Source organism: Pseudomonas sp. Irchel 3A7 (assembly GCF_900187565.1).
Lineage (GTDB): Bacteria > Pseudomonadota > Gammaproteobacteria > Pseudomonadales > Pseudomonadaceae > Aquipseudomonas.
Genome location: NZ_FYED01000001.1, coordinates 561937 through 588008 on the forward strand (window position 1 = coordinate 561937; position 26072 = coordinate 588008).

Annotated in this window: 24 protein-coding genes, 1 rRNA gene and 1 pseudogene; 13 read left to right on the forward strand and 13 right to left on the reverse strand. The window is 59.7% G+C overall.

What is annotated here, in order from left to right:
* Window positions 1–37: 37 nt before the first annotated feature.
* Together CKW21_RS02540 and CKW21_RS02545 are read left to right on the forward strand one after the other, a co-directional pair.
* Window positions 38–316, forward strand: a complete 279-nt coding sequence (locus CKW21_RS02540; RefSeq protein WP_095192444.1) for an antitoxin of toxin-antitoxin stability system — start codon at window positions 38–40, stop codon at window positions 314–316.
* Entirely contained in the window at window positions 313–594 is a 282-nt protein-coding gene (locus CKW21_RS02545; protein ID WP_095192445.1) for a type II toxin-antitoxin system RelE/ParE family toxin, read from the forward strand. The genes CKW21_RS02540 and CKW21_RS02545 overlap by 4 nt, the downstream gene beginning before the upstream one ends.
* Window positions 595–598: 4 nt before the next feature.
* On the opposite strand, the gene CKW21_RS02550 is transcribed toward CKW21_RS02545, so the two are convergent.
* Together CKW21_RS02550 and CKW21_RS02555 are read right to left on the reverse strand one after the other, a co-directional pair.
* Complete coding sequence (locus CKW21_RS02550; RefSeq protein ID WP_095192446.1) at window positions 599–844, reverse strand: DUF2789 domain-containing protein; 246 nt, start codon at window positions 842–844, stop codon at window positions 599–601.
* 133 nt (window positions 845–977) lie between these two features.
* Window positions 978–1439, reverse strand: coding sequence for an aminoacyl-tRNA deacylase (locus CKW21_RS02555; RefSeq protein ID WP_095192447.1), 462 nt, complete (start codon window positions 1437–1439; stop codon window positions 978–980).
* Window positions 1440–1636: 197 nt separating this feature from the next.
* Here CKW21_RS02555 and CKW21_RS02560 point away from each other — a divergent pair, with 197 nt between their 5' ends.
* Window positions 1637–2170 (forward strand): NfeD family protein, encoded by a 534-nt coding sequence (locus CKW21_RS02560; protein WP_095192448.1) that lies wholly within the window; start codon window positions 1637–1639, stop codon window positions 2168–2170.
* Between the two features lie 2 nt (window positions 2171–2172).
* On the forward strand, window positions 2173–2931 hold the full coding sequence (locus CKW21_RS02565) for a slipin family protein (protein ID WP_095192449.1): 759 nt from the start codon (window positions 2173–2175) through the stop codon (window positions 2929–2931).
* A gap of 2 nt (window positions 2932–2933) precedes the next feature.
* On the opposite strand, the gene CKW21_RS02570 is transcribed toward CKW21_RS02565, so the two are convergent.
* From CKW21_RS02570 to CKW21_RS02585, 4 genes are all read right to left on the reverse strand, one after another.
* Window positions 2934–4505, reverse strand: coding sequence for an efflux transporter outer membrane subunit (locus tag CKW21_RS02570; protein ID WP_095192450.1), 1572 nt, complete (start codon window positions 4503–4505; stop codon window positions 2934–2936).
* Window positions 4502–5569 carry an HlyD family secretion protein gene (locus CKW21_RS02575; RefSeq protein WP_095192451.1) on the reverse strand — a complete coding sequence of 356 codons (1068 nt, stop codon included), beginning with the start codon at window positions 5567–5569 and terminating at the stop codon, window positions 4502–4504. Before CKW21_RS02575 ends, CKW21_RS02570 begins: the two co-directional genes overlap by 4 nt.
* Window positions 5570–5595: 26 nt before the next feature.
* On the reverse strand, window positions 5596–7128 hold the full coding sequence (locus CKW21_RS02580; RefSeq protein ID WP_095192452.1) for an MFS transporter: 1533 nt from the start codon (window positions 7126–7128) through the stop codon (window positions 5596–5598).
* Window positions 7129–7478: 350 nt separating this feature from the next.
* The gene (locus tag CKW21_RS02585; RefSeq protein ID WP_095192453.1) at window positions 7479–8396 is read right to left on the reverse strand and encodes a LysR family transcriptional regulator; all 918 of its coding nucleotides are present in this window, start codon (window positions 8394–8396) and stop codon (window positions 7479–7481) included.
* Window positions 8397–8701: 305 nt separating this feature from the next.
* Here CKW21_RS02585 and CKW21_RS02590 point away from each other — a divergent pair, with 305 nt between their 5' ends.
* Window positions 8702–9523: an RHS repeat-associated core domain-containing protein gene (locus tag CKW21_RS02590; protein WP_095192454.1), complete on the forward strand. Its 822-nt coding sequence runs from the start codon at window positions 8702–8704 to the stop codon at window positions 9521–9523.
* Between the two features lie 64 nt (window positions 9524–9587).
* Here the strand turns inward: CKW21_RS02590 and CKW21_RS02595 are convergent, their stop codons facing one another.
* From CKW21_RS02595 to CKW21_RS02610, 4 genes are read right to left on the reverse strand one after another with little or no spacing between them, the layout of a single operon-like run.
* Window positions 9588–10454: an ABC transporter permease gene (locus tag CKW21_RS02595; RefSeq protein ID WP_095192455.1), complete on the reverse strand. Its 867-nt coding sequence runs from the start codon at window positions 10452–10454 to the stop codon at window positions 9588–9590.
* Window positions 10455–10475: 21 nt separating this feature from the next.
* A complete protein-coding gene (locus CKW21_RS02600; RefSeq protein WP_095192456.1) occupies window positions 10476–11336 on the reverse strand; it encodes an ABC transporter ATP-binding protein in 861 nt (286 codons plus the stop codon).
* A 5-nt stretch (window positions 11337–11341) separates the two neighbouring features.
* A complete protein-coding gene (locus CKW21_RS02605; protein WP_095192457.1) occupies window positions 11342–12367 on the reverse strand; it encodes an ABC transporter substrate-binding protein in 1026 nt (341 codons plus the stop codon).
* A gap of 18 nt (window positions 12368–12385) precedes the next feature.
* The gene (locus CKW21_RS02610) at window positions 12386–13273 is read right to left on the reverse strand and encodes a TauD/TfdA family dioxygenase (protein ID WP_095192458.1); all 888 of its coding nucleotides are present in this window, start codon (window positions 13271–13273) and stop codon (window positions 12386–12388) included.
* A gap of 229 nt (window positions 13274–13502) precedes the next feature.
* Here CKW21_RS02610 and CKW21_RS02615 point away from each other — a divergent pair, with 229 nt between their 5' ends.
* A complete protein-coding gene (locus tag CKW21_RS02615) occupies window positions 13503–13868 on the forward strand; it encodes a tryptophan synthase subunit beta (RefSeq protein WP_095192459.1) in 366 nt (121 codons plus the stop codon).
* Window positions 13869–14021: 153 nt separating this feature from the next.
* On the opposite strand, the gene lapD is transcribed toward CKW21_RS02615, so the two are convergent.
* Complete coding sequence (gene lapD / locus CKW21_RS02620) at window positions 14022–15968, reverse strand: cyclic di-GMP receptor LapD (protein WP_095192460.1); 1947 nt, start codon at window positions 15966–15968, stop codon at window positions 14022–14024.
* A gap of 14 nt (window positions 15969–15982) precedes the next feature.
* Window positions 15983–16675 (reverse strand): cysteine protease LapG, encoded by a 693-nt coding sequence (gene lapG / locus CKW21_RS02625; RefSeq protein ID WP_095192461.1) that lies wholly within the window; start codon window positions 16673–16675, stop codon window positions 15983–15985.
* Window positions 16676–16872: 197 nt separating this feature from the next.
* Here lapG and CKW21_RS02630 point away from each other — a divergent pair, with 197 nt between their 5' ends.
* From CKW21_RS02630 to CKW21_RS02660, 7 genes and pseudogenes are all read left to right on the forward strand, one after another.
* On the forward strand, window positions 16873–17583 hold the full coding sequence (locus tag CKW21_RS02630) for a GntR family transcriptional regulator (RefSeq protein ID WP_095192462.1): 711 nt from the start codon (window positions 16873–16875) through the stop codon (window positions 17581–17583).
* 729 nt (window positions 17584–18312) lie between these two features.
* On the forward strand, window positions 18313–19089 hold the full coding sequence (locus CKW21_RS02635) for a DUF3050 domain-containing protein (protein ID WP_095192463.1): 777 nt from the start codon (window positions 18313–18315) through the stop codon (window positions 19087–19089).
* Complete coding sequence (locus tag CKW21_RS02640) at window positions 19086–20015, forward strand: diiron oxygenase (protein ID WP_095192464.1); 930 nt, start codon at window positions 19086–19088, stop codon at window positions 20013–20015. Before CKW21_RS02635 ends, CKW21_RS02640 begins: the two co-directional genes overlap by 4 nt.
* Before the next feature lie 13 nt (window positions 20016–20028).
* Window positions 20029–23445 (forward strand): non-ribosomal peptide synthetase, encoded by a 3417-nt coding sequence (locus CKW21_RS02645; RefSeq protein ID WP_095192465.1) that lies wholly within the window; start codon window positions 20029–20031, stop codon window positions 23443–23445.
* Between the two features lie 29 nt (window positions 23446–23474).
* Window positions 23475–23942 (forward strand): SRPBCC family protein, encoded by a 468-nt coding sequence (locus CKW21_RS02650; protein ID WP_095192466.1) that lies wholly within the window; start codon window positions 23475–23477, stop codon window positions 23940–23942.
* Between the two features lie 294 nt (window positions 23943–24236).
* Window positions 24237–24362, forward strand: a pseudogene (locus tag CKW21_RS02655) (sigma factor-like helix-turn-helix DNA-binding protein); the annotation flags it as partial.
* Window positions 24359–25375, forward strand: a complete 1017-nt coding sequence (locus CKW21_RS02660; protein ID WP_095192467.1) for a FecR domain-containing protein — start codon at window positions 24359–24361, stop codon at window positions 25373–25375. The pseudogene CKW21_RS02655 and the gene CKW21_RS02660, both read left to right, overlap by 4 nt.
* Before the next feature lie 394 nt (window positions 25376–25769).
* Here CKW21_RS02660 and rrf read toward each other — a convergent pair.
* Window positions 25770–25885: ribosomal RNA gene (gene rrf / locus CKW21_RS02665) — 5S ribosomal RNA — on the reverse strand.
* Between the last annotated feature and the right edge of the window lie 187 nt (window positions 25886–26072).

Below are 26072 nucleotides of genomic sequence, written 5' to 3' on the forward strand. Positions count from 1 at the left end.
ATATACTTTTTCATCACATCCGTTCGGAGGCCAGGCCATGTCAAAACAAGCCGTTTTTACGATGAAACTCGAATCAGAATTGCGCGAACAGTTCATGGCCGAAGCAGAAGCGGCTCACCGGCCTGCCTCGCAAATTGTTCGGGAAATGATGCGTCAATTTGTTCAAACACAACGAGAGTCACGTGAGTACGAAGCATTCCTGCAACGTAAAGTGGATATCGCTCGTGCTTCCATGCGCAAAGGTGACGGTCTGACGAATGAGGAAGTTGAAGCAGAGTTCGCCGCCAGGCGAGGAAGGGCAGCCATACAAGAATGAAAATAATCTGGACGAAGGAAGCAGCACAGGACCGTGCAGACATCTGGGATTACCTACACACCGTTAACCCACAAGCGGCCATCGACATGGATAACCGCTTCAGCGATGCGATATCCAGACTTGTACAGAACCCCGGGAGTGGTCCTGCTGGAATCGTCTCAGGCACTCGCGAACTCATTCCGCACCAGAGTTATCGCATGATTTATCAACAGGAACTGGATGCAGTCTGGATACTTGCCTTGGTTCATACATCCCGACAATGGCCTCCAGCGAACTAAACGCCTACACCCCCCGCCCCTTCCTCAGCATCACATCCAGTTGATCCACCACCTCGGCCCAATCGGCGTCATCCAGTATTTCATTACGCAACAGATCTGCCTGACTTGGATTCCAGAAAAACGCATCTGCCAGATGCAGTTCCGGTTTGAGCGGTGAATGGGTGGCGATGAATTTGTCGATGCTTTCGGCGTCGTCCGGCAGGCCGAGTTGTTTGAACAGGGATGGGAGGCTGTGGGTTGGGTTTTCCATGTCTGACTCCTTCTTTCGTCGTGAGGTGACTGCTTCGCAGTCATTCGCGAGCAGGCTCGCTCCCACAAGAGAAACGCGATCCCCTGTGGGAGCGAGCCTGCTCGCGAATCGATGTCACAGGCGCTGCAAATACTTAATAACTCAACTCCCGCACTTCCGCATGCGGCACCATTTTCAGGAAATCCGGCACGTTCATGTGCAGCAGATTGGTGTGGTTGCCGGCTTCCAGGTAGATGTCTTTCTGCCGGGTCAACAGCGGGTCGATGACCACGTCCAGTCCATAGGCTTCGCCCAGGGCAGGCACGGCGCCGCGTTCGCAATCGTCAAACAGGTGCGGCAGGTTGCTTTCACGGGAGACTTGCCATTCACCGCTGCTGCGGACTTTGCTCAGGTCCAGATGACGGCTGGCGGGCAGCACAGCCATCAGGTAGTGCCCGTGGTGGTCGTCGAGGATTACGGATTTGGCCACCCGTTCGGCGGGAATGCCCGCCACACGCGCCGTTTCGAGGCTGCTGGCCGAGTGGGGATGGGTGACGATGTCATAGTCGCATTGAGCCTTTTCCAGGCTTCTCTGCACGGTTCTTGCCATACGCATGATGCACCTCGGTGTCCGCAAAAACGCCTGGCGGACGATGGTTAACACTTTTTCTACGTACTCAAAGTCTAGGCCTGCCGGAACGATCCGGCGGGAAATCCGCCCATCGGACAGGTCGACAACTGAGCAAAATTCATACAACTGACACGTCAACTAAACTGTATACAGAACCACCAGCGACTCTCCCGGAGGGTCACGTGAATACGCGTTGTTGTGCCATTGCATTTCTGCTGGCCTTGAGCGGCTCCGCCTTCGCCGCGGACCCCGCCGGACTGCCGGCTCCCGACCCCATCGGCATCTGGCTGATTACCTTCGGCATCGCGTTTCTGATCGCCGAGGCCGCCCTGCCCAACTACGGCGTGATCGGCCTGGGCGGGATCGTGATGTTCGTGATCGGCGCCGTGATCCTGACCAATGCCGAATTACCCGTACCCTTGATGATTGGCTTGGGACTGATCAGTGCACTGCTGCTGATCTTCCTGCTGATCCGCGCCCTGAAAACCCGACCGCGCCAGACTGTCAGCGGCGATGCCGGACTGCTGGGCAGCGTGACGCCGGTGTTGTCATTGCAGGTCGGCGATACCTGTCACGGCTGGGTGCATTTGCAGGGCGAACGCTGGCAGGTGTCGAGCGCCAAGCCGCTGCAGATCGGGCAGCGGGTCCGGGTGGTGGCACGCAAGGGATTAATGCTGGAAGTGGCCGCGACTGACGCGGTATCGGTTGGAGAATAGTCATGGGCTTACAGCTGGGTTTTGTCGCGCTCCTGTTATTGCTGATCGCATTGGCAGGCGCGACGTTTCGCATCCTGCGCGAATACGAGCGTGGGGTGGTGTTCCAGCTCGGACGCTTCTGGCAGGTCAAAGGCCCGGGCTTGATCCTGCTGATTCCGGTGATCCAGCAAATGGTCCGCGTCGATCTGCGCACCATCGTCCTCGACGTGCCAGCACAAGATGTGATCACCCGCGACAACGTATCGGTCAAGGTCAACGCTGTGCTGTACTTCCGCGTTCTCGATCCGCAAAAGGCAATCATCCAGGTCGAAGACTTTCTGATGGCCACCAGTCAATTGGCGCAAACCACCTTGCGCGCGGTGCTCGGTAAACACGAACTCGATGAACTGCTGGCCGAACGCGAACGACTGAACATCGACATCCAGCAAGTGCTCGACGCCCAGACCGATGCCTGGGGCATCAAGGTGGCCAACGTCGAAATCAAGCACGTGGACCTCAACGAATCGATGATCCGCGCCATCGCCAGACAGGCCGAAGCGGAACGGGAACGCCGGGCCAAGGTGATCCATGCCGAAGGCGAATTGCAGGCCTCGGAAAAACTCATGCAGGCCGCCGAAATGCTCGGTCGCCAGCCCGGCGCCATGCAGTTGCGTTACATGCAGACGCTGAGCTCGATTGCCGGCGACAAGAGTTCGACCATCGTCTTTCCATTGCCGATCGAGTTGCTCAAGGGCATGGCGGATTTGTCGGCCAAGCCTTGAACTCAACGCTGCGCGGCGAGCGGATAAACCGACTCCCATCCACCACCCAGGGCCTTGTACAACCCTACCGCTGCCAGCGACACGCCGGTCGAACTCTCGACCCATTGCTCCTGGGTCGCCAGCAGCGCGCCTTGCACCGTAAGCACGTTGACGAAATCCACCACGCCTTCAACGTATTGCCGTTGCGCGGTTTGCAGGGCGATCCGGTTCTGGCGCACCGCTTCGGCCAGGCTGTCGCGACGCAATTGGCTGGCGTTGTAGGCGCTCAGTTGGTCATCGATTTCATGCCAGGCCCGCAGCACGGTTTGCTGGTAGGCGATGGCCGCTTCCTGTTGCTGGGCTTCGCGCAGGTTCAGCACGCCGCGCAAGCGCCCACCGTCGAACAACGGCAGGGTGAATTGCGGGCCGATGCCGAAGGTACGCGAGCCCCACGAACCGAAATCGCTCAGCTGCATGGCTTGCGAACCGACATTGCCCGACAGGGTAATGCGTGGATAGAAATCCCCCTTGGCCACGCCGATGCTCGCCGTTGCGGCATGCAGACGGGCCTCGGCCTGGCGGATGTCCGGGCGGCGCTCGGCCAGTTGCGACGGCAGGCCGATGGCAACCTGGCGCGGCGTCTGCGGCACCGGCGCGTCGGTGGATAGCTCGGCCGTCAGCGCCTGGGGCGGTTCACCCATCAACAGGCTCAAGGCGTTGATCAGTTGTGCCTGACGTTGTTCCAGCGCCGGCAGGCGCGATTCGATGGCGGCGACTTGCGCGGCGGCTTCGGCGACGTCCAGATCCGTGGCGACACCATCGGCCAGGCGCAGCTGCGACAGCTTCAGACTGTGGCGAGCCACCTCTAGATTCTGCTCGGTGACGGCCCGGGTGTTTTGCACACCGCGCAGTTGAATGTAGTCTTGGGCGGTTTCAGCGAGGACCGACAACAGCACACCGCGACGGTCGTTTTCCGCGACTTCCAGTGTGGCGTCGGCGGCCTCGGTTTCGCGGCGCACCCGCCCCCAGAAATCCAGCTCCCAGGATGCAGAGAAACCGGCATCCCAGAGGTTGAATGCGGAATTGCCGTTGTGCCCCGAGGGGTCCATCAAGCCTTCGCCGCTGTTGCGTTTACGGGCGTAGCTGCCTGTGGCGGCGGTCGTCGGGTAGCGGTCGGCGGTGACCACCTGGCGCACCGCGCGGCTTTGCTCCAGGCGACTGCTCGCCAGTTTCAGGTCGAGGTTATCGGTCAGGGCGCGCTGACTCAGGGCCGATAGCTTCGGGTCGTTGAACACTTCCCACCAGCGTTCGCTCATCGCTTCATCGGTGGCTTGGCTAAGTGCGGCGCTTGAAGGTTTCGACCACCCGGTGACTTGTTGGGCTTCGGGCTTCTTGAAGTCCGGGCCGACGGTGCAGGCTGAAAGACTCATGACCAGTAAGGCGCACAAGGTGAGTCGAGGCTGACGGCCTCTTCGCGAGCAGGCTCGCTCCCACAGGGGATCACCTTTTGAAAATAGATTGTGGTCAACGCACCGTCCCATTGTGGGAGCGAGCCTGCTCGCGAAAGCGTCAGACCCATCACCAAACATCTTCATCGCTGCGCAACCTCATGCTCGACGCCGGCGCTTGCGGTATCAATCCTCGCCTCCACCGACATACCCACCCGCAACCGTTCGGCCAAGGGCTGCCCCGGCGCCAGCACGATCTTCACCGGAATCCGCTGCACGACCTTGGTGAAGTTACCGGTCGCGTTGTCCGGCTTGACCGAAGCGAAGGTCACTCCGGTAGCCGGTGCGATGCTCTCGACGCGCCCATTCAGCATTTCGCCGCCAAAGGTGTCGACGCTGACCTGGACGTTCTGCCCCGGCTGCACGTGGGTCAGTTGGGTTTCCTGAAAGTTGGCCACCACATAAGCCTGCGCCAGGGGCACCACAGCCAGCAGCTTGCTGCCCGGTGTGACATAAGCGCCAACCCGCACCGCTCGCTCGCCGACCATGCCGTCCTGCGGCGCAGTAATCCGCGTGTAGGACAGCTCGTAACTGGCCATTTCCAGCTTCGCCTGCGCCCGCTTCAAGCCACCGTCAGCCCCGTCGCGCTGAGCCGTGAGGATGTCCACCTGTTTGCGTTCCGCCGCCAGCACCGCCGTGACATTGGTCAACCGGGCGCTGGCCTGATCGATGCGTGTGCGCGCCTGCTGCGCGTTCTGCACCGTACCGGCACCGACACCGGCGAGATGGTTGTAGCGATTGAGTTCATGCTCGGCGAAGGCCATCTCAGCCTTGGCCGACACCACCGCGGCTTGCGCCTGGGCAATCACCGACGCCTGGCGCTCAAGGGTGGCCTTGGCATTTTGCAATTGCGCCTGGGCCATCAGCGCTTCGGCTGCAGCCGCTTCGGCAGCGGCGCGTAGATCGCGATCATCGATCAGCGCCAGCAACTGCCCGGCCTGAACCTGCTGGTTGTCTTCCACCAGCACTTGCTTGATGAACCCGGCGACGCGCGGCACCACCAGCGTGTAATCCGCCGAGACATAAGCGTCATTGGTGCTTTGGTGCGTACGCTGGCCGAACAGGCCAGGCGCCAGCAGATAAATCAGCGCGCCCACCGCGATCACAACGGCAGCGCCCACGGCCACTTTTTGCTTGGATTGAGTCGTCATAAAAACCTTCAGTTTCAGTGGAGCATTCAGGTCGGCGCGCGCGGCGGATAGATCCGCGTCGGCAGCCAAAAAATCAGCAGGATCAGCGCCACGGCGACGCCGGCCATGCACAGGTAAAGATCCGCGGCGGTCAGCACCACCGCCTGCTCATGCAGCCGATGGGCGAGGCCGGCGCTGTCGGCATCGGCCAAGGGCGAATTGCCCAGGCGGTCCACCAGCATCGTCGAGTGAAAGTGCAGCCGCGCCGTGGTCAACGTCTCCAGCACGCCGGTGGCGATCACCGCCGCCAGGCCTTTCACGGTGTTGAACCAGGACGAGGCGAATGGCCCATCCATCGGGCTGATGCTGCCGGTTGAAAGCATCAGCAGCGGCAACACCGCCATGGGCTGACCGAAGATTTGCAGCAGTTGCAGCACATAGAAATCATCGCGAATCCATGCCGACGTCAGCTGCGATCCACCCAGGCAGGACAGGGTCAGCATGCCCAGACCGATGCCCAGCACCCAGCGGCAATCGACCCAGCGCAAGTTGCACAGCGCCGCCACCAACGGCAGCGCGATCAGCTGCGGCAACGCCGCCAGCAGGGTGATCGGCGCGGTCTGCACCGGGCGATAACCCTGGACCTGCGCCAGGTAGCTGGACGGAATGATGATCACTGCCAGCAGCACCACCAGCACCCCGGCCAGAGTCAGCAAGGCAAACGACAGGTTGCGAATGCCGAGCATCTGCATCTTGAAAAACGGGATCGGCTGCGACCACTCGTTGATCAGAAACAGCACCAGCAACAACGTACCGCCCACCAGCAAGACGCTGATCAGGCTCGACTCGAACCAGTCCAACCGATTGCCCTGCAAAATGCCGATCACCAGCATGCAGATCGCCGGAAAACCCAACAGCAAACCGCGCCAGTTGAACTGCTTGAAGCGCTCCAGTCGCAACGGGTCCTGGGGAATCCCGTAGGCTACCGCCACCGTGGCGATCAGGCACGGCGCGACGACTTGCCAGAACGTCCATTGCCAGCCGACATACTCGGTCCATAACCCCGCCAAAGGTGTGCCGAGCCCAGGACCGAAAGTGGCCGTCAAGGCATAACCGGCCAGGCCGAAGACTTTTATGTTGGCCGGCAGAAAACGCAGTGCGACGGTCATCAACATGGGGGGTAACGCGCCACCGGCCAGGCCTTGCAACGTGCGCAAAACCAGCAGGCTTTCGTAATTCGGTGCAAGCGGGCACAACACGCCCAACAAGGTGAATGCACTGATCGCACACAGCGTGAAACGCCGTAGCGAGAACGTCACCGCACACCAGGGCGCGAAGGCCGCAGCCGCTACCGAGGTCGCGGCGTAGCTGGCGACCAACCAGGTGCCTTCGTCGTAGCCGATAGCCAGCGCACCGCGAATGTCAGCCAGGGCAACCTTGGTCACCATCTCGTTCAGTCCCGAAACCAGCACCGCCAGCAGCACACCCACCAGGCCAATGATGATCCGTGGACCAAACACCACTGGTGCGGCGGCCGGCACAGGGGCGGCCAGAGGCACCGAGGCCGTCAGGGAGGTCATCGGTTCACAACTCCGAAATGATTGAGGGGGCAGTCTACGAAGGCGAATCGCTGACGAAAACTGACTTATTGGTAATTTATAAGTGCGTGGGACGCAGCAATTGGGTGATGAAAACGAACGAGGACAGAAAGCGGTCTCGTGAAGAAACGGCGGGGAAAAACTAACACCGCCGAGTCAGGCGGACCACCATCCATAGGTGTTAGAGCGGTGCGATGCAGGAAGGCGCTTTTGTGTCGAGGGAGCTTGCTCCCGCCGGGTCGCGAAGCGGCCCCGCTTACCTGCGAAAAGAAGGGACTGCTGCGCAGTCCAACGAGAGCAAGCTCCCTCGCCACAAACTGTTTCTCACGCCATCACGACTGGGCTGCCAACCACGTCTCATCGCAACAGCTTTTCAGCGTCTCACGCAGCCAGCGGTGGGCCGGGTCATTGTCGAACCGCGGATGCCAGGCCTGGGTCAGCATGATGGTCGGCAGCGGCACCGGCAGGGTGAACGAACGCAACTTCAAACCCAGGCGCCGCACGCTCAACAGCGTTTCCCTGGGCACCGGCAGAATCAGATCGGAATCGGGCAAGGCGAACATCGCTGCATGGAAACTCGGTGCAATCACCGCCACCCGCCGTTCCAGCCCCAACGCATTGAGCGCCGTATCGATCGGTCCGCGGGCAATCCCGCGACGTGACATGCTGATATGGGAAAACCCGGCAAAACGTTCGGCGGTGATCTCTTCATCGAGCAGCGGATGATCCTCGCGCACCAGGCCGACGAACTGGGTGGAAAACAGGTTCTGCACTTTCACTTCCGGCATCAGCGGCCGGTTGTTGCTGACGCTCAGATCGATGCGGCCCTCACGCAAGGCCTCGTCATCGCCATCGCCTTCCGGAACAAAGCGCAACTCGCAATGCGGCGCCTGACGCTCCATGGTGTCGAACAACTTGCCGCCGTAGATGCCGATGAAGAAGTCATTGGCCCGGATGCTGAAGCGTCGGCGCAAACTGCCCAGGTCCACGACACGGGCCGAATGGAATAGCTGCGCGGCTTGCTCGACCACATCCCGCACTTGCTCGCGCAACTCCAGCGCCTTGGGTGTCGGTACCAGACCACGGCCGGCACGTACCAGGATCGGATCGCCAATGGCCTCGCGGATGCGCGTCAGCGTTCGACTCATGGCCGCCGGGCTGAGGTTCATCCGCCGCGCGGCGCCCACTACGCTGCCTTCGTCGAGCAGGGCGTCGAGAGCGACCAGAAGGTTCATATCCGGGAGTTGCATGCTGAGCACTCGTGTCTGATGTGGATTGATTCAGGCGCAATGCTAGCAAACATCTCCCAGCTAATGCGTTGGAAGTTCCGGCCCCTTCGCGAGCAGGCTCGCTCCCACATTGGATCTTCAGTGGACCAACCCCCAGTGGGAGCGAGCCTGCTCGCGAAGAGGCCCGCACAGTCACCATCACCATCCGCATAGATCCCCCTCTAACTCGCCCGAACCACTATCAGTTCTGCTAGTTCTCAACCGTTGCCGTGGAGGGTAAAACTTAGCCAGACATTCACCTCGATCCTCCAGTAGAGGTTTTCGGCATGACTCAACCCAAGAAACACAACCCGACCGGGCAACACACGCTACTGCTGGCGGTGGATTTCCAAAAATCGGTACTCGCCGAAATCGACGCGGGCAGGACCAATCGCATGGCGTACACAGCTTACGGCCAGCAATCGGCGCAGCATGATGTCATCACACGGTTAGGCTTCAACGGAGAACTGCGTGAGGAGAAACTCGATTGGTATGCGCTGGGCAACGGCTACCGTGTTTACAACCCTTGGCTTATGCGCTTTCACAGTTCGGACAGTTTGAGTCCGTTCGGTAGGGGTGGGATCAATTCATATATGTATTGCGGCGGGGAACCGGTGATGAATTCGGATCCGACGGGGCATTATTTCGGATCGCTTCTGTCAGGTGCGCGAACGCTTTTGGGTGGGCTACGCACTATCCCAACATCAGCGGCCAAAATGCTTACAGCTGCTGTCAAACAAACTGCAAGCTCGGTCAACAACGGCATTTCAGGTGTTGCTAAAAGCATAAACAAAACTTGGACCGATATTTTTTCCTTTGATGTAAAGGCCGCGACCCAGAACAAGTTTCCGCCAATCGAGGGCTCCAGACCTCGGTTTGTAACTTATCCAAACCGGTACACAAATCCAAAATCGAATCACGTGAGAGCGCAGCAACAAACTACTCAAAGTGCAACAAAACCGAGACAGTCAGTTCAGCGCCCCTCCACCTCTCAATGGGAGCCAACAAATACATATGACCATGTCCGAGAAACCCGAGCGTCATCAAAACTTACCCTTCTGCTCGATAGGAATGGTGAAACCCGAGGTGCCATGTACCTGAGGCGATAGGGTCTCAGTCGGTGTAAATTGAGTGACCATCATCAACTCTATTGCACGCGGTGAGGCCCCGACCTCACCGCTGCATCCCCCACCGCGTCACCGTCACCCGCTCCAGCGAATCAAACACCAAATTCTCCACCAGCAACCCAATCAAAATCACCACTGCTAATCCGGCAAACACCTTGTCGGTGTACAGCTCATTGCGGTTCTGAAAGATGTACCAGCCCAACCCGCCCTTCCCGCTCGTAGCACCAAACACCAGTTCAGCCGCAATCAACGTACGCCAGGCAAACGCCCAGCCAATTTTCAGGCCGGCGAGGATCGAGGGCAGTGCTGCGGGGATCAGGATGAACAGCACGAAGCGCATGCCCTTGAGGCCGTAGTTGCGCCCGGCCATGCGCAGGGTTTCCGAGACGCCGAGAAAGCCTGCGTAGGTGTTAAGGGCCAAGGCCCAGAGCACCGAGTGCACCAGCACGAAAATCAGGCTGTTCTGCCCCAGGCCAAACCACAACAGTGCCAGCGGCAGCAGCGCAATGGCCGGGAGCGGGTTGAACATCGAGGTCAGGGTGCTCAGCAGGTCGCGACCGAACTGGGTCGACACTGCCAGTGTGGTCAGGGCAAACGCCAGGACAATGCCGATCAGATATCCCTTGAGCAGCACCACCAGGGAAATCCACACCTTGCCCAGCAATTCGCCGCTGAGCAGGCCGTCATACAGTGCATGCGAGGTTTGCACGAAGCTCGGCAGCAGCAGGTCGTTGTTCTGATAACGGGCGACCGCCTCCCACAGCACAGCGAGCAGAATCAGGATCAGGCTTTTGCGAATCCAGCCCTGTTGCCACAGACGTTGGCCAAGGGGCAGTTCGCGCTCCAGCGGCACGCTGGTCAGTGGCTGCAATACGGTTTCGAATTCTTCACGCGGGGATGATAAATGGCTCATCGGGCCCTCCTTTCAACTGGCTCAATAAGCGATGCGGATGTCGGCGAAATCCAGTTCGCGCTCGGTTTCCGGCGACTGCCCTTCGTCAAACAACAGCCTGTGGATACGCCGCGCCGATTCCTGAAACGCCACACCGCCCAGGCTATGCAAATCGTATTGATGGCTGTGGACTTCCGCCCTCACCCGCCCCGGATGCGGCGACAGCAACAGGATGCGGTTGCCCACCACCAGCGCCTCTTCGATGGAGTGCGTGACAAACAACAGCGTGAAGCGCACTTCTTCCCAAAGCAGCAGCAGTTCTTCCTGCATCTTGCGTCGGGTCAGCGCATCGAGCGCAGCGAAGGGTTCGTCCATCAGGAGGATTTTCGGCTGCATGGCCAGCGCCCTGGCGATGGCGACTCGCGCCTTCATGCCACCTGACAGGGTATGTGGATAGGCATCTGCAAACGCTGCAAGACCGACCTTGTCGAGGTAATGCAGCGCCCGCTCCTCGGCCTCTTTACGCTTGAGGGTTTTGGAGGCCAGCAGCGGAAACATCACGTTCTGTTTGACCGTCTTCCATGGCGGCAGCTGATCGAACTCCTGGAACACCACGATCCGGTCCGGCCCCGGCGCATCGACGCGCTGACCTTGCAGACGGATCTCGCCCTCCACTGGCTGGATGAATCCGGCGGCGGCCTTGAGCAAGGTCGACTTGCCGCAACCGGACGGACCGAGCAGGACAAAGCGGTCCGCCGGATCGATCTCGAAACTGACTTGATGGGTCGCACGCACCACGCGCTGGGGCGTGCGGTATTCCAGGCTGACATTATCGACCGACAGCAACGCTTGGGTTGCCGTGGTCGGTTTGCTGACCGTGTGGCCTTGCAAAGGGGCGTTCATGTGGGTCAGCTCCCTTGCAGCGGTTTGGCGTCCTGGAAGAAGTAATCCTTCCACGAATCCGGTTTGTTTTTGATCGCGCCGACGCGGTAGAGGAACTCGGCCAGCGGGTAGGTATTTTTCGGTGTGACACTGAATTCGAACTGCGGGTTGTCGATGATTTTCAGCAACGCAGCGCGGTCGATTTTGGCTTTGGTGACGCGGATGTAAGTATCCGCCGCCGCCCCTTTATCGTTCTGCGCGAATTGCGCGGCTTCGGTCAGGGCGTCGATGAAGGCCTTGTAGGTTTTCGGGTTTTCGTTGCGGAATTTCTCGGTGGCGAACAGCACCGTCGGCGAGTTCGGGCCGAGCAGGTCGTAGGTGTTCAACACCACGTGCACGTTCGGGTTCTCCAGCGCCTGATCCTGGAACGGCGGGTTGGAAAAATGTCCGCTCAGCTCGGTGCCGCCAGCGATCAGTGCCGCCGTGGCATCCGGGTGCGGAACGGCGATGGTGTACTTGTCGAGGCGATTGAATTCCTTGTCCCCCCATTGCTTGGCGGCCGCGTACTGCAGGAAGCGCGACTGCACTGACACCCCCACCGCCGGAACTGCGATGCGGTCCTTCTCGGAAAAATCGGCGATGGTTTTGACCTTGGGATTATTGCTCACCAGGTAGTAAGGGAAATTACCCAGGGACGCCACAGCCTTGACGTTCTGCTTGCCATGGGTGCGGTCCCAGATGGTCAGCAGCGGACCGACACCGGCACCGGCAATGTCGATGGAACCGGAGAGCAATGCATCGTTGACCGCCGCCCCGCCGGAGAGCTGAGTCCAGTCGACCTTGATGTCGATGCCTTCCTGCTTGCCGTACTTCTCGATCAGGTTTTGATCGCGCACGACGTTGAGCAGCAGATAGACGATACCGAACTGTTCGGCGATGCGGATTTCACCTTCGGCGTGAGCCACGGTCGGCGCCACCAGGCTGCCGGCGATCAGGCTGAAACCCAGGCCGATGGCCGCGGCCAGTGGTGCAAAAGGAAGACGTTTGGACATGATCAAATCTCCGACAAATCAGAAAGGCGCGTCGCCCTGGATGGTGGTGCGATACAGCTTGCGGCGCAGGTAGCTCGGGCAGCCGGCGGCAAGGTGGATCAGCGAACGGTTGTCCCAGAACACCAGGTCATGGGGCTGCCACTGATGGCGGTAGATGTTTTGCGGCAACACGCTGTGGGCGTAGAGCTCGGCCAGCAGTTGCTGGCTTTCGTCCTCCGGCAGGCCAACGATGCGGGTGGTGAAACCCTCGCTGACGAACAGCGCCTTGCGGCCGTTTTCCGGGTGCGTGCGCACCACCGGATGAATGACTTCGGCGACTTGAGCGAGCTGTTCCGGGGTCAGGGTCGGACGCCAGTTGCCTTCGAATTTGGTCTCGCTGTAACGCGCCGTGTAGGAGTGCGCCGCCGAGCGACCTTCAACCGCTTTGCGCAACGCTTCAGGCAGGCTGTCCCAGGCCTTGTGCATGTCGGCGAACAGGGTGTCGCCGCCCTCGGACGGCAGCTCCTGGGCATGCAGCATCGAACCCAGGCTCGGCAGTTCCTTGTAGGAGAGATCGGAGTGCCAGAATTTGCCGGCATCGCCCAGGCCGATGTTCTGGCCATTTTCGACAATGTTGGAAACGATGAGGATTTCCGGATGCCCCGTCAGCAGGAACTGCTTGAGCACATGGATCTGCAACACGCCGAAACGGCGGCTGAAATCGATCTGTTGTTGGGGGGTGATGCGCTGGTCGCGGAACACCACCACGTGATGATCCAGGTGCGCGCGGTGAAGGCGTGCAAAGTCCTGATCATTAATCGGGCGGGACAAATCGAGGCCGATGATTTCGGCGCCCACCGCGCCACTGAACGGGCGGATTTCAAAGCGTTGTGGCGCGATGACTGGCGATGCTGAAGCTGCGGACATAAATCACTCCCACGCACGGCACGCTCAAGGGCGCGCGCGTCGATCAGAAACTCACGGAGGTCCCGTGTTGGTTCGTGTCGTGCGGCGCGCCGATTGGTCGGCAGGTACGCAGGTGTGTGACTTTATAGATATAAGAAGAGGATTTTAAATACCGTTAGCGAATAACCATATGGCGTATTTCGCCTATGCTGCTGACAACATGACGCGGTTCACTTCTGAGGGATGCTCCATGTTCTACGTGCAACGCAATGCAGAAGGACAACTGATGCGCGTCGAAGCCGAAGCCTACGCCGAATCCACGGAAACGCTGCCGGCGGACCACCCTGACCTCCAGGCCTGGTTCGCCAACGAGGTCATGGCCACCAGCCTCAATCAGCTCAAGCAGATTAAACAACTCAAGCAACTGCGCCAGAGCGACCTGGAAATGATTCGGGTACTCGACGACTTGATCGAGGTGCTGATCACCAAAGGCGTGATCCTCGTCACCGACCTGCCGGCGCCCGCGCGGGCCAAACTGATGGACCGGACCCAGGCCCGGGAGGCATTGGGCGGGTTGAGTCATTTGGTTGATGATGATGAGGAAGGGGTTATCTAGGCCTCGGGCTCTTCAGCGTCGGTACTGGCGCCTTCGCGAGCAGGCTCGCTCCCACAGTTGATCGGTGGTGGTCGCAGGATTTGTGCACAAGGCAGACTCATTGTGGGAGCGAGCCTGCTCGCGAAGACGGCAGCATGAACAACTAAATACTACCTACTGCCAAGGCCTGGGCTCCCCCACCAACCGCCCCTGAACCCCATAGACCCCCATCTCCCGAATCACCGCCAACTCCCCCTCGGTCTCGACCTGTTCGGCAATCAAGGGCAAGTCGATGCTATGGGCGGCGCGCTGGATGGCTTCGATGAACAGACGCTTGTCGCTCTCCTGATCGATCGCACGGATGTAGCTGCCATCGATCTTGAGGTACGCCAACCCGAGACGCGCCAGATTGCCGATCATGCTGAAACGCCCGCCAAAATGTTGCAGGCTCAGCGAGAACCCGAGTGCGCGCAAACGCCGCATCAGGTCTTCCAGCATGGCCTGCTCCGGCAACTGTTCTTCACCGATTTCCAGCGTCAGCCGTGGCCCCAGATTGGAATGAGAACGCAGCAGTTCGAGGAGTGCATCCCATGCTTGCGGGTTTTCCAAGGTGGCCGAAGACAGGTTCAACGCCAGCGAGGCGTCGTGATCGGCCATCTGCTCCAGCACCAACTCCAGCATCAGGCGGTCCAGCCGCGCGGTCCAGCCGAACCGCTGCAACCACGGCAGGAAGCGCCCCGCTGGAATGCTCTGGCCCTGGTCATCAATCAAGCGTGAAAGCACTTTGTGGTGCAGCACCAGTTGTGTGTCCTGGCTGGCCACCACCGGTTGGAAATACAGTTTGAATCGCCGTTGATTGAGTGCCTGATCCAGCAGGTTGTGCCAGGCGTGATGGTCATCGCCGCCCCCGGACAGAGCGCGGTGATCCAGGCAGACCCAATTTGAATCGCTCTGGCCTTCGGCTTGTGCCAACGCCTGATCAGCCAGCGCGAGCACCGCTTGCGGCGCATCGCCATGAACAAACGGTGCCAGCCCGATCGCAGCGACCGAAGCCACGTCGGTGGCCCCGGTCGCATGCAGGCTCGCCAGGGCCGTATCGAGGTGCTGCGCCAGTTGCAGCGCTTCTTCGCGCATCAGGCCCGGCGCCAGCACGGCAAATTCGCCGCCTCGAATCCGCGTGACGAGGTTTTGCGTTGCCGGATAGCGGGCGCATTCACGCGATAGCTGCTCGCCGACCGCCTGCAACAATTCGTCCGTGCGTTGCCCACCCAGGCGCTGGTTGAGCCCCGCCAGATCCTGAACCCGCAGCAACAACAAATAACCGGAGCTGGCCTGCTCCGGGTTGCTCACCCGCGCGTTCAATTGCATCTCGAAATAACGGCGGTTGGCCAACCCGGTCAGGTTGTCCTGATAGGATTCGGACCGCAGTTTTTCACTGCGCTCGGCCTGTTCCTGAAACAATGCCTTGAGCTTCTCGACCATCTGATTCATGGCCTGCACCACGCGCCGCAATTCAGGCGTGCGTGGCAGCTGCGGCAGACTGAGGAACTCGCGGCGGGCGATGGCGTGGGACTGCTGGACCATGTAGTCGAGCGGCTTCAATTGTCGACGCAGCAACAACGCCCCCAACACCGCGCTGATCACACCACAGATCAGCAGCCACAGCAGACTGCCCAGCGCGCTTTGCCACAATTTGGCCAGGGCGAACATCGGGTGACTGACCACCTCGACGCGCGCCGCCTGCTCCCAACCGCGGCTGACAATCGCATCGCCACCGGCCGGTTCCAGGCCGATCAGTCGGACGAACCAGTCCGGCACCTGGGTATCGGCCGGGATACCACTGCGCTCGACCAGCGTTTTATCGTTGGACAGATCGACCACCCGGATGCTCGCGTAGTAACCGCTGTCGAAGATCGAGCTGACCAGCAACTCGGTCATCGCCGTGTCGTCGATGTTCGGCGTCAGGGACAGCGCCAGCGCCGTCGCGGCGTCCTGGGCGTGGGAGCGCAACTGGTTGACGTACTGGCTGCGCGAGCTTTCGAGGCTGACCATGAAGCTGCCGGTGAAGGCGACGACCAGGAACAGACAGATAGCGATCAACAGTTGTTTGAACAAAGACATCTGTGGGCGTACTCCTAATGAGTCGTCTCGACCGGAAATCCTTCGGCCTGCATTTTCTTCAACACATCCTGCCAACGGGACAGGCGTTTGGTGTCACCGACCTTCTGGTTGCCCTTGGCACCGGGTAACCACAACCCTTCTGCATTGAAAGCGTAGACCGGCAGCAAATCCGTACGCTGACTGGCCGGCTGGATCGTATCGATCAAACTGTCGAGCACCAGCGGCATGGCGTCGGGGCTTGCGTAGTAGGTCAACACCATGTGCGCGCGACTCAGGCTCAATGCCTTTACGTAGGTGATGCGCAACTTGTCGCTGGCAACACCTAGATGGCGCAGGCTGAAGTACTTGGCGATAGCGTAGTCTTCGCAATCGCCGGCACCTTTCCACAGGGCTTCGATCGGCGTTTCCCAATAATCGACCTGGTGCCAGAGGTCGATGTCTTCGACGTAGCGCATCCGCTGGTTGAAGAATCGGTTGACCAGGTTGAGCTGTTCCAGCTCGCTGACCTGCTTCTGCGTGGCCAACAACTGTTGCCAATCATCAATACGCTGCTGACCTTCGCCCAAAGGCCCGTACAATGCCTGCGCCCGACTGCTGATCAGGGAAAAATCCCAATCGGCCAGCACACCGCCCAGCATCACGCCGGACAGCAGCCAAGCGCCGCACAGCCAGCGCAATATCGGGGGAATCGGGAAACGTACCGCCAATGCAAGGCATCCAGGGTAGGCAGGAGGAAGTCGATTGATGGTGTAGGTTAGCCCGTTAAAAAACAATGGCACGGTGCGATCACCCACAGCGCGCTAAACTGGAGGAAGAACGCTCTGTTGCGCGTTTGACAAGCCGTCAGGCAGTTACTAGTGTCAATTGGATCCAAAAACAAATCAGTCAATCAGGGTGCGTTGTAGTGACACAAAAGCCCAACCCTCTCAGCAGTATCAAGGTCAACGGGCCGATTCCCGCTCACCTGGCACGCTCGGTGATCGAACAAACCCTGCGCTCGGCCATTCTCGATGGCCGCTTGCCTACCGGCATTGCATTGCGTCAGCAAGACCTGGCCGACCTGTTCGGTGTCAGCCGCATGCCGGTGCGCGAAGCCTTGCGCCAGCTCGAAGCCCAGGTGCTGCTCAACGTGGTCGCCCACAAAGGTGCGGTGGTTGCGCCGCTGGTTCAGGGCGATGCCACGGAAACCTACGCCTTGCGGATCCTCCTGGAGTCCGAGGCACTGAGGCTGTCGATCCCGCTGCTGGATACCGCGGATCTCGAACAGTCCGCCCGCTATATCGACGAGCTGGAAACGCAACACGATTACACCGAAATCGGCCGGCTCAATCGTCTCTTCCATATGTCGCTCTACTGCAAGGCACCCAATAAGCGATTGCTGAAACTGGTCGAAGAGGGGTTGAACGAAGAGGAGCGCTTCCTGCGCTTCAACCTCGAAGCCATGGGCTTGGGCAAATTATCCCAGGAAGATCACCGGGCACTGTTGCGGGCCGCCGAAAACCACGATGTCGAAGGCTCGGTGAAGCTGCTGGAAAATCACCTCAATCGGGGGGTCGAGGTCATTACACGCTACCTCAATAGCCCCGAGGCCAAGAGTAGAAGCACCTCGAACTAACCCATCATCCTGTGGCGAGGGAGCTTGCTCCCGCCGGGCTGCGCAGCGGCCCTGAAATCTCGGTCATTGCCGAACATTGTGGGGAGTGCTTCGCCCTCCAGCGGGAGCAAGCTCCCTCGCCACAGGTACAGTGCCCGCGAATAATCCACTACAAAATCCCCTTCCCTATAACCCTGCCCGATTCCCGGTTCTGGGTGATAGCGGCTGCCTTGAATTACGCTCACTCTTGGGGTGCGACAACCATGAACGGGTGACGCACCGCTACAGTGGCGCAGTACCCGCACCAAGAACCTACGGAAGGAGCCTTGTCACGGGAACGGAAGAATCGGCGCAGCCCCCGCCAACTTCCACCCCCTCAGATCACCTCGACGGATTCAGTTAGAAAGTTGCTTCGAGTGAGGCATTCACTCTTTATAAAAAATTCTGACTTATATAAGACGGAAGGAGCAGCTACATCCAAATAAAACTTAAACCAAAAGTCTTATTGAAACTTGTCACCCTCAAAAAAGTTGAACATACAAATATTAATAAAATAACTTGCTCAACACTTTGTTTGTGTACTAGCTTTTTCACGCCGCCCATAAACTCTGGCCGCACAGCGCATCAACACTGCTCTGAGAGCAACTTATACAGATCAATTAGTTTGAGGCATCCGCTCGCCAGCAGAAACTTCAAACAGCAATCAAGCAATTGATCACCACTGACATTCAACTATTGAAAGGCTTGCTCATGAAACCAACTAAAGAACATCTCGAACAAAAAAAATCCGAACTGAGTGCGCACCCGATCTTCTCCGAGATCAATTCACTGTCGGTATTGCAACGCTTCATGGAAACCCATGTCTATGCCGTCTGGGACTTCATGTCGCTGACCAAGCGCCTGCAGCAGGAACTGACCTGTACGCGCCTTCCCTGGTTGCCCTCGCGCGATCCGCAGGCGGCGCGGCTGATCAATGAGATTGTGCTGGGTGAAGAGTCCGATGACCGCCCGGGCCAGGGTCACTACAGTCATTTCGAGTTGTACCTGGATGCCATGCGTGAAGTCGGCGCCAGCACCGACGCCGTAGAGCGCTTCGTGGCGCTGCAACAGGAGGGCGTAAGCTACGACGTGGCGCTGCAAAGTGTCGATGTCGAGCCGGCGGCAGCGCGATTCGTACGCCATACGCTGCACACCGCGCTGCACGCCCCGAGCCACAGTGTCGCGGCGGCATTTCTGCATGGACGCGAAAGCGTGATCCCACAGATGTTCCAGCGCATCCTCGATGACTGGGGCATCGGCATCGAACAGGCCCCGACCTTTCGCTACTACCTCGAGCGACACATCGAGGTCGACTCCGAAGACCATGGCCCTGCCGCTGAACAACTGCTCGCACGGCTGGTCGATGGCAACCCGCAACGCCAAGAAGACGTTTATGCCAGCGCTATCGCCGCCGTGGAAAGTCGCATCGCCCTGTGGGATGGCCTGCGACTGAGCATGAGCGAACCTTTGGCGGAGGTGAACGCATGACCGCCGCCGACTATCAGTCGTTCGCCGACGCCTGGGAGAGCCGCGCCACCATCCGCACCCGCCCGCGTCGCGTGCTGGAAAACGACGACAAACTGATCTATCCCCTGAGCCGCCAACCGTTGGTGCTCAGCGAAACCTTTCTGCGCGAATGCCCGCAACTGCGCGACTTTGCCCTGGTGCAGACGCTGTACAAATTCATCAACGACGTGGTGATTTTCGAAACCGAGATCGTCGACAAGACCGCCCGCAGCATCGCCAAGAATCGGTTCGCCGTGACCTTCCCGTTTGCCTGTCGCTACGACGCCATGACCGTGGTAGTGGATGAGGATTACCACGCGCTGGTGGCCATGGATTTCATGCAGCAGACCGTGGCCATGACCGGCATTACGCCCATCGATCTACCCGACGAAATCGAGCTGAGCCGTGCAATCCCGGCGGCCGTGGACCTCGCACCAGCGCATCTGCGCAGCGCCGTGGAATTGATCTGCGTGGCCATCGCCGAGAACACCGTGACCGGCGATGTCGCGGCGTTCGCCAAGGACGACACGGTCAAGCATTCGATCAAAGGGTTGATGGCCGACCACTTGCTCGACGAAGGCCGGCATTCCGGTTTCTGGTCGCGGATGGTGCGCATTTACTGGCACACCGCGAGCGAAGACGACCGCCAGTGCATCGCGCAAATCCTGCCGGTGTTCATCGGCCATTACCTGACGAACGACATCCAGAAGTCCTTCGACTTCCACCTGATCGACGCCTTGCAGATCAGCGATGCGACGCGCCAAGTCCTCAAGAGCGAAGTGTCGGGGCTGGCCTTTCCGATCAACCGCCATCACCCCCTGGTGGCCAACATCGTGCGGTTCTTCCGCAGCAGCTCGCTGCTCGATTCTCCGTGCGTGCAAAGCGCCTTGAGCGACTACCTGATCTGACGAGGAGCACATCATGAGACGTCTCGACATTCTGCTCATTGGACAAAGCCAGGCCCTGACCGATCTTGGGCTGGAACTGGAGCAACACGGTCATGCACTGACGCGGGTAACGGCGCTCGATGATCAAGTGCCGAGTCACTCGGATCTTGTGATCGATGATGCCAGCTTGCCGGTCGAGAGGCTCGGTGATGCGACGCGACTGACCCTGCAACTGGGTATCGGGCTGCCGGGCGCTTGCGGCCTACCGTCATTGGACTTGCTGTGCCTGCACAATTCGACGCTGCATGCCCGCGTGCCAATCGCCGAGGAACTGTCAGGCAACGGTCAGGCACTGCGTCTGCGCGCGGTGGCAGAAATAGTGGACCAGATGGCCCTGCTGGTCAGTCGCTACTCCCGGGATGCCGAGTATTTTCTGCTCGCCGAACCAGTGGCCCCCGTTCACTTCGAAAAGGTCGAAAACCTGCTGTTTCTCGATTGCCTGGCGTTCGTCCATCAGCGCAATACAACCGCAGAACCCCGGCTGCTGGAACTGGCCCGGGTGCCAATGATCGAGCGACTGGAACAGCGTTTCATTGAGTGTGCCAAACGACCGGCGTTGAGCGTGGCAGGCAGCACACTCGACTATCGCCAATTGCATGCCCTGAGCCGCGCTGTTCAGCAGCGTTTGCAGCCCCTGCTCGATCAACATGAGGGGCCGTGGGTGGTGGGCATCTGCCTGCCAAAATGCACTGCTTTGTACGCGGGGATTCTGGCGATTCTGGGCAGCGGTGCGGTGTACCTGCCGCTGGAACCGAACCATCCGTTGCAACGTCAGCAGTACATCCTGTCGAACGCCGGCGCGGTGTTACTGCTGCACGACGGGGAGCATCCACTCGCGGCAGAAATGCCAGGCCTGGATATCACCGTCATCGACTGCGATGAGGTGAATCTCGATCTCCCCCTGATGCACCACCGCGCCGATCTCGACGCGCCATGCATGGCGCTCTACACCTCGGGCACCACCGGCCATCCCAAAGGCGTGCTGCTCAGCCAGGCCAACCTCGCCCACTTCACGGCGTGGTACGCCGACTATGTGCAACTGACCGAACAGAGTCGCGTGCTGCAATTTTCCTCGTTGAGTTTCGACTCGTCGCTGATCGATATTTTCCCGACCTTGCTGCAAGGCGCCGAGTTGATCGTACCCAGCGACGATCAGCGACGCGATCCGCTGCAACTGGTGGAGCTGATTCGTCATCAACGCCTGAGCCACGCCTTTCTACCGCCAGCACTGTTGAGCATTCTGCCGCTGGAGCAACTGATCAATCTCGATCACATCATGACCGGCGGCGATGTCTGCGAGCCTTGGGTCATCGAGCAACTGACCCGTCAGGGCAAGCTCTACAACCTTTATGGCCCCACCGAAGCCACGGTGCTGATTACCGCGCGACGACTGCAGGCCGGCGATCACAATCGGACCCTGGGCGACCCGATCGCCAACAGTCAGGTGCTGATTCTCGATGAGGATTTGCAACCGGTGGTCGAGCAGACCGTCGGCGAGCTGCACATCGTCGGTCCGGGCGTGTGTCTGGGTTATCTGAACAACCCGCAACAAACCGCCGAACGCTACCTGAACCTGACCCTGCCCGATGGCCAGTGCCTGCGCGCCTATCGCACCGGCGACATGGCGAAGTGGACCGCTTCCGGTATCGAGCTGTGCGGGCGGCGCGACAATCAGGTGAAGATTCGCGGCTTTCGGGTCGAGCCGGAAGAGATCGAACGCTGCCTGCGCGACAGCCAGTTGTATCGGCAGGTGGCGGTGGTGATCGATAGCCAGCGTCGGATACTGGCCTTCCTCGCCCAGCCTCGCGAACCCCGGCCCGGTGCCGCTCGCGAAGCGCTCAAAGCCCACGCCAGGCAATTGCTGCCCGACTACATGCAGCCCGTAGCGTGGACCGAACTGGCGAGCATGCCATACGCCAGCAACGGCAAGGTCGATCGCAAGGCGCTGCTGGAATTGCCGGTCAGCGTCAGCGAAAACACTCTGCGACGCCTGCCCGCCAACGCCGATGAAGCCCTGCTGCTGGAGATCTGGGCCGAGCTGCTGGAGTTGCCCGCCAACGATATTTCCACCGACGAAAGTTTTTTCAATCTGGGCGGGCACTCGATTCTGCTGTCACAGATGCTGCTGCGCTTGCGCGAAGAATTCGGCCGCAGCATTTCGATCAACCGCTTCATCGAACTGCCCACCATCACCAAACTGGCGACACTGGTGCGTGGCTCCGGCAGTGATGAGGTGTTGAGTGAACAAGCCGTGGCCGATGCCTCGCGCGAACTTCAGGTGCAGCCATTGCCAATCAGCCGCATGGGTGATGTGCACAAGGTGATCGTCACGGGCGCCAACAGCTTTGTCGGCGTCCACATCGTCGAAGCGCTGTTGGCGTGGGGCGCCAGCGAAATCGCCTGCCTGGTCCGCGACGGCAACGGGCAATCGGCGACCGAGCGCTTCGCCCAGGCACTGCGTGAGAACCGCCTGGAGCATCTGGATTTGAGTCGGGTGCGGGTTTACGCGGCGGACATTACGCGCCCGGAATTGGGGCTGGCCGCCGAGGTCTACGAACGCCTTGATCGGGAATTCGGCGCTCTGGTGCACAACGCGGCCAACGTCAATCACGTACTCGATTACGAGTCGCTGGCGCGCGACAACGTCGAACCGATTTTCGAGTGCCTGCGGTTGTGCGAAGGGCGCAGCAAAAAGATCTTCAACTTCGTCTCGACACTCTCGGCCTCCAGCACGATTTCCGCCGATGGCCGGGTGCTTGAACTGCCCGCCGCGCAAACCCCGCCGATCTACATCAAGAACGGCTACAACCTGTCCAAGTGGGTGGGCGAGCGAATCCTCGAACGCGCCCGTGAGCGTGGCGTGCAGGTCAATCTCTTCCGGCCCGGGAACATCAGCTTCAACAGCCTCACGGGCGTGTGCCAACCGCACAAGAACCGTTTGATGCTGATGCTCAAGGGTTCGATCCAGCTCGGCCAGGTGCCGGAGTTCGCGCTGAACTTCGACTTGATGCCGGTGGATTTCCTCTCCCGTTTCATCGCCTTCCATGCCAGCCGCTATCAGCCGGAAAAAGCGGTGTTCAACCTGCACAACCCCGAGCCCCTGAGCTGGGATCGCTATGTGGCGTCCTTTCGTGAAGCCGGTCGGGAGTTTTCCCTGGTCAGCGTCGCCGACTGGCAACAACAACTGGGGCGGGTCGACAGCGACAACGCGTTGTTCGGCGTGCTGGGTTTCTACCTCAACGGATTCGAGGAAGACATCGGCGACATCTCGATGATCGGCCATGACAACGCCCAGGCCGGTGTACGGCAGATGGGCGCGCGCTACCCGGAAAAATCCCCGGCGCTACTGCGTCGCGGCTGCGACTACCTCAAAGAAATCAATTTCATCTGATTCATCCCAACCAAGAACGGAGCAAAACCATGAGCACACTGCAACCCGATACCCTGATCAAAAACCCGCAAGGCTGCCACGTTGTGTCCTCTGTGGAAGTCCCGGCGGATGCCAAGCAGGTCTGGGCGGTGGTCGGCAACTTTGCCGGCTTCGACCGATTCATTCCGGCGCTGTCGCACATTGAGATGACCGGTGAAGGCGTGTCATCCCTGCGCAAGAAGTTCTTCAAGGACGGCAATCTGGTGGTCGAGCAGCTCAACTCCCGCGACGACCAGGCCCTGAGCATGACCTGGACCACGATCTACAACACGCTGGGCGTGGCTCATTTGTGGGCGGCGATGCAGGTAAAACCGCTGGGTGCAGGCAAGTCTGAGGCGACCTGGACCATCATCGCCGAACCGGCGCAGGGTGGCACCGAAGCTTTGCCGGGCTTCAAGGAGTTCGTGCAGGGGTTTGCCGATGATGCGATGAATAATGTGTTGAAGCTGTTTGTGTAAGGCTTTCGTTTAGCGGTGGCAGGTACACCGCGTTATCGGTCTTCGCGAGCAAGCCCGCTCCCACATTCGATCTTCGTCGGACACAAATACTGCAGTCACTGAAGACCAAGTGTGGGAGCGGGCTTGCTCGCGAAGAACGATAACGCGGTGCAACTGATGTAAAGAGCAGCAGCAGTTGCAAATTCCCCACCCCTTGATAACAATGCGACCAATTATCATTTGTGACGTCCGAGCAGTCGCGTTCATGTCCTCACCTGAGTTCGCAGTACAGGCGCTTTACAGCTGCCATCGCGGTTGGCGCAGTGCGAAGGCCTCACGCACAAACAGATTGCCCATCGGATGGGGTTGTCCCTGCGCTCGGTGGAGCGTTATGTGGCCGATGCGCTTTTCCACTGCTACACGCTGCGGTTTCAAGCGTGAAGCCGGTGGATAACCTGTCGCTGAACCGACATGGCGAGCCGCAACAACAAGTGGTCAAACAAGCCATCCATTGGCTGCTGCGCCTGCGCAATAACGCCTCCAATTCCAAGCTGCGTCAGCAATGCGACGTCTGGCGTGCTGCGCACCATGAGCATGAGCTGGCCTGGCAGCGGGTGCAGTCGTTGCACTCGGAACTGAGCAGCAACCTGCGAGGGGTGCCAGGCGCACAGGCAGCGTTCAACACCCTGGAAAACAGCGCTCAGGAATTGGGGCGACGCCAGGCATTGAAGCTGCTTTCAGGGGCATTACTGATGGGCTCGGTCGCGTGGCTGGGCAAGGATGCCGTCGGCTGGCAACAATGGAGCGCCGACTTCGCCACCGCCACCGGCGAGCGCCGTGCCTTCCAGCTGCCGGATGGCACTCGGCTGGAGCTCAATACCGACAGTGCGGTGGATCTGGATTACACACCACAACAGCGCCTGATCAAACTGACCCGCGGCGAGATCATCATCACCTGCGGCGGTGCCGATGAAGGCGCTGCATTCGACCGCCCCTTACGCATTCAAAGCCGCCACGGCGTGTACGAAGGCTTAGGCGCGCGCTTCATCCTGCGTCAGGACGCCGACTGCACCCGGCTCAGCGTCACCAATGGCCAAGTGGTGATCCATTCGCCTCTGGATGCCGATGACCAGCCGGCTCGCGCGGAGGCCGGGCACAGTTACCTGATCGACCACCATCAAGCGAAGTTGGTGCCGCCTCCGGATATGGATGTCGGTGCCTGGGCAGATGGACTGATCGTGACCCGCAACATGCGGCTGGGGGATTTCCTCAAGGAAGTCGGACGCTATCGCCACGGTTATCTGACGTGCGCGGCCGACATTGCCGACTTGCGATTGTCGGGGGTTTTCCGCCTGGAGGACACCGACAAGCTGCTGGCCATCCTGCCGCAAACCTTGCCGGTGCAACTGCGCTATCGCACGCGCTGGTGGGTGACACTGGAACGGCAGGTCTGACAACTTTTTCTGGCGGGTTTTCCGAGCAAGTCCGGCTTAGTCAGTAAGCACTTCAGCTCAGCCTCAGCGACTACACACGGAAACCTGCGATGACTGCCCGCTCCATCTGTAAAAACCCTCGCCATTTCGCGGCGAAATCGGCCGTCCTGCACCATGCCGTTCGTGCCGCAGCTCGCCCGGCGGCCTCACGCCTTCATCGTCGATAACATGCTGCAGACGGAATTTTTCACCGATGCAGCCACGGTGAGCTACCAGTTCTGATTGCTCATCTCGCGCGCATAAAAAAGCCAGGCCCTGAATCCTGGACCTGGCTTTTTTACATCTGCAGCTTTTTGGGAGCCTTGGAACGACAAAACCCCTGTCTGCGCAAGCAGACAGGGGTTTCGGAATTCAATCTTGACGATGACCTACTCTCACATGGGGAAACCCCACACTACCATCGGCGATGCATCGTTTCACTTCTGAGTTCGGGATGGGATCAGGTGGTTCCAATGCTCTATGGTCGTCAAGAAATTCTGTGACCGGCCCATTAAAGTTCTAACGTGCCAGCGAAAATTGGTGACTTCTACTAAAACAAAACCCCTACCTGCATACGCAGATAGGGGTTTCGGAATTTAATCTTGACGATGACCTACTCTCACATGGGGAAACCCCACACTACCATCGGCGATGCATCGTTTCACTTCTGAGTTCGGGA

Excerpts from the sequence above, each read along its gene's own strand:
- CKW21_RS02595 (WP_095192455.1), bottom strand. The coding sequence starts at position 10,454 with ATGAGCCATTTATCATCCCCGCGTGAAGAATTCGAAACCGTATTGCAG.
- CKW21_RS02550 (WP_095192446.1), bottom strand. The coding sequence starts at position 844 with ATGGAAAACCCAACCCACAGCCTCCCATCCCTGTTCAAACAACTCGGC.
- CKW21_RS02570 (WP_095192450.1), bottom strand. The coding sequence starts at position 4,505 with ATGAAGATGTTTGGTGATGGGTCTGACGCTTTCGCGAGCAGGCTCGCT.
- CKW21_RS02555 (WP_095192447.1), bottom strand. The coding sequence starts at position 1,439 with ATGCGTATGGCAAGAACCGTGCAGAGAAGCCTGGAAAAGGCTCAATGC.
- CKW21_RS02575 (WP_095192451.1), bottom strand. The coding sequence starts at position 5,569 with ATGACGACTCAATCCAAGCAAAAAGTGGCCGTGGGCGCTGCCGTTGTG.
- CKW21_RS02645 (WP_095192465.1), top strand. The coding sequence starts at position 20,029 with ATGAGACGTCTCGACATTCTGCTCATTGGACAAAGCCAGGCCCTGACC.
- CKW21_RS02545 (WP_095192445.1), top strand. The coding sequence starts at position 313 with ATGAAAATAATCTGGACGAAGGAAGCAGCACAGGACCGTGCAGACATC.
- CKW21_RS02615 (WP_095192459.1), top strand. The coding sequence starts at position 13,503 with ATGTTCTACGTGCAACGCAATGCAGAAGGACAACTGATGCGCGTCGAA.
- CKW21_RS02650 (WP_095192466.1), top strand. The coding sequence starts at position 23,475 with ATGAGCACACTGCAACCCGATACCCTGATCAAAAACCCGCAAGGCTGC.
- CKW21_RS02540 (WP_095192444.1), top strand. The coding sequence starts at position 38 with ATGTCAAAACAAGCCGTTTTTACGATGAAACTCGAATCAGAATTGCGC.
- CKW21_RS02605 (WP_095192457.1), bottom strand. The coding sequence starts at position 12,367 with ATGTCCAAACGTCTTCCTTTTGCACCACTGGCCGCGGCCATCGGCCTG.
- CKW21_RS02585 (WP_095192453.1), bottom strand. The coding sequence starts at position 8,396 with ATGCAACTCCCGGATATGAACCTTCTGGTCGCTCTCGACGCCCTGCTC.
- CKW21_RS02640 (WP_095192464.1), top strand. The coding sequence starts at position 19,086 with ATGACCGCCGCCGACTATCAGTCGTTCGCCGACGCCTGGGAGAGCCGC.
- CKW21_RS02600 (WP_095192456.1), bottom strand. The coding sequence starts at position 11,336 with ATGAACGCCCCTTTGCAAGGCCACACGGTCAGCAAACCGACCACGGCA.
- CKW21_RS02610 (WP_095192458.1), bottom strand. The coding sequence starts at position 13,273 with ATGTCCGCAGCTTCAGCATCGCCAGTCATCGCGCCACAACGCTTTGAA.
- CKW21_RS02580 (WP_095192452.1), bottom strand. The coding sequence starts at position 7,128 with ATGACCTCCCTGACGGCCTCGGTGCCTCTGGCCGCCCCTGTGCCGGCC.
- CKW21_RS02565 (WP_095192449.1), top strand. The coding sequence starts at position 2,173 with ATGGGCTTACAGCTGGGTTTTGTCGCGCTCCTGTTATTGCTGATCGCA.
- CKW21_RS02590 (WP_095192454.1), top strand. The coding sequence starts at position 8,702 with ATGACTCAACCCAAGAAACACAACCCGACCGGGCAACACACGCTACTG.
- CKW21_RS02635 (WP_095192463.1), top strand. The coding sequence starts at position 18,313 with ATGAAACCAACTAAAGAACATCTCGAACAAAAAAAATCCGAACTGAGT.
- lapD (WP_095192460.1), bottom strand. The coding sequence starts at position 15,968 with ATGTCTTTGTTCAAACAACTGTTGATCGCTATCTGTCTGTTCCTGGTC.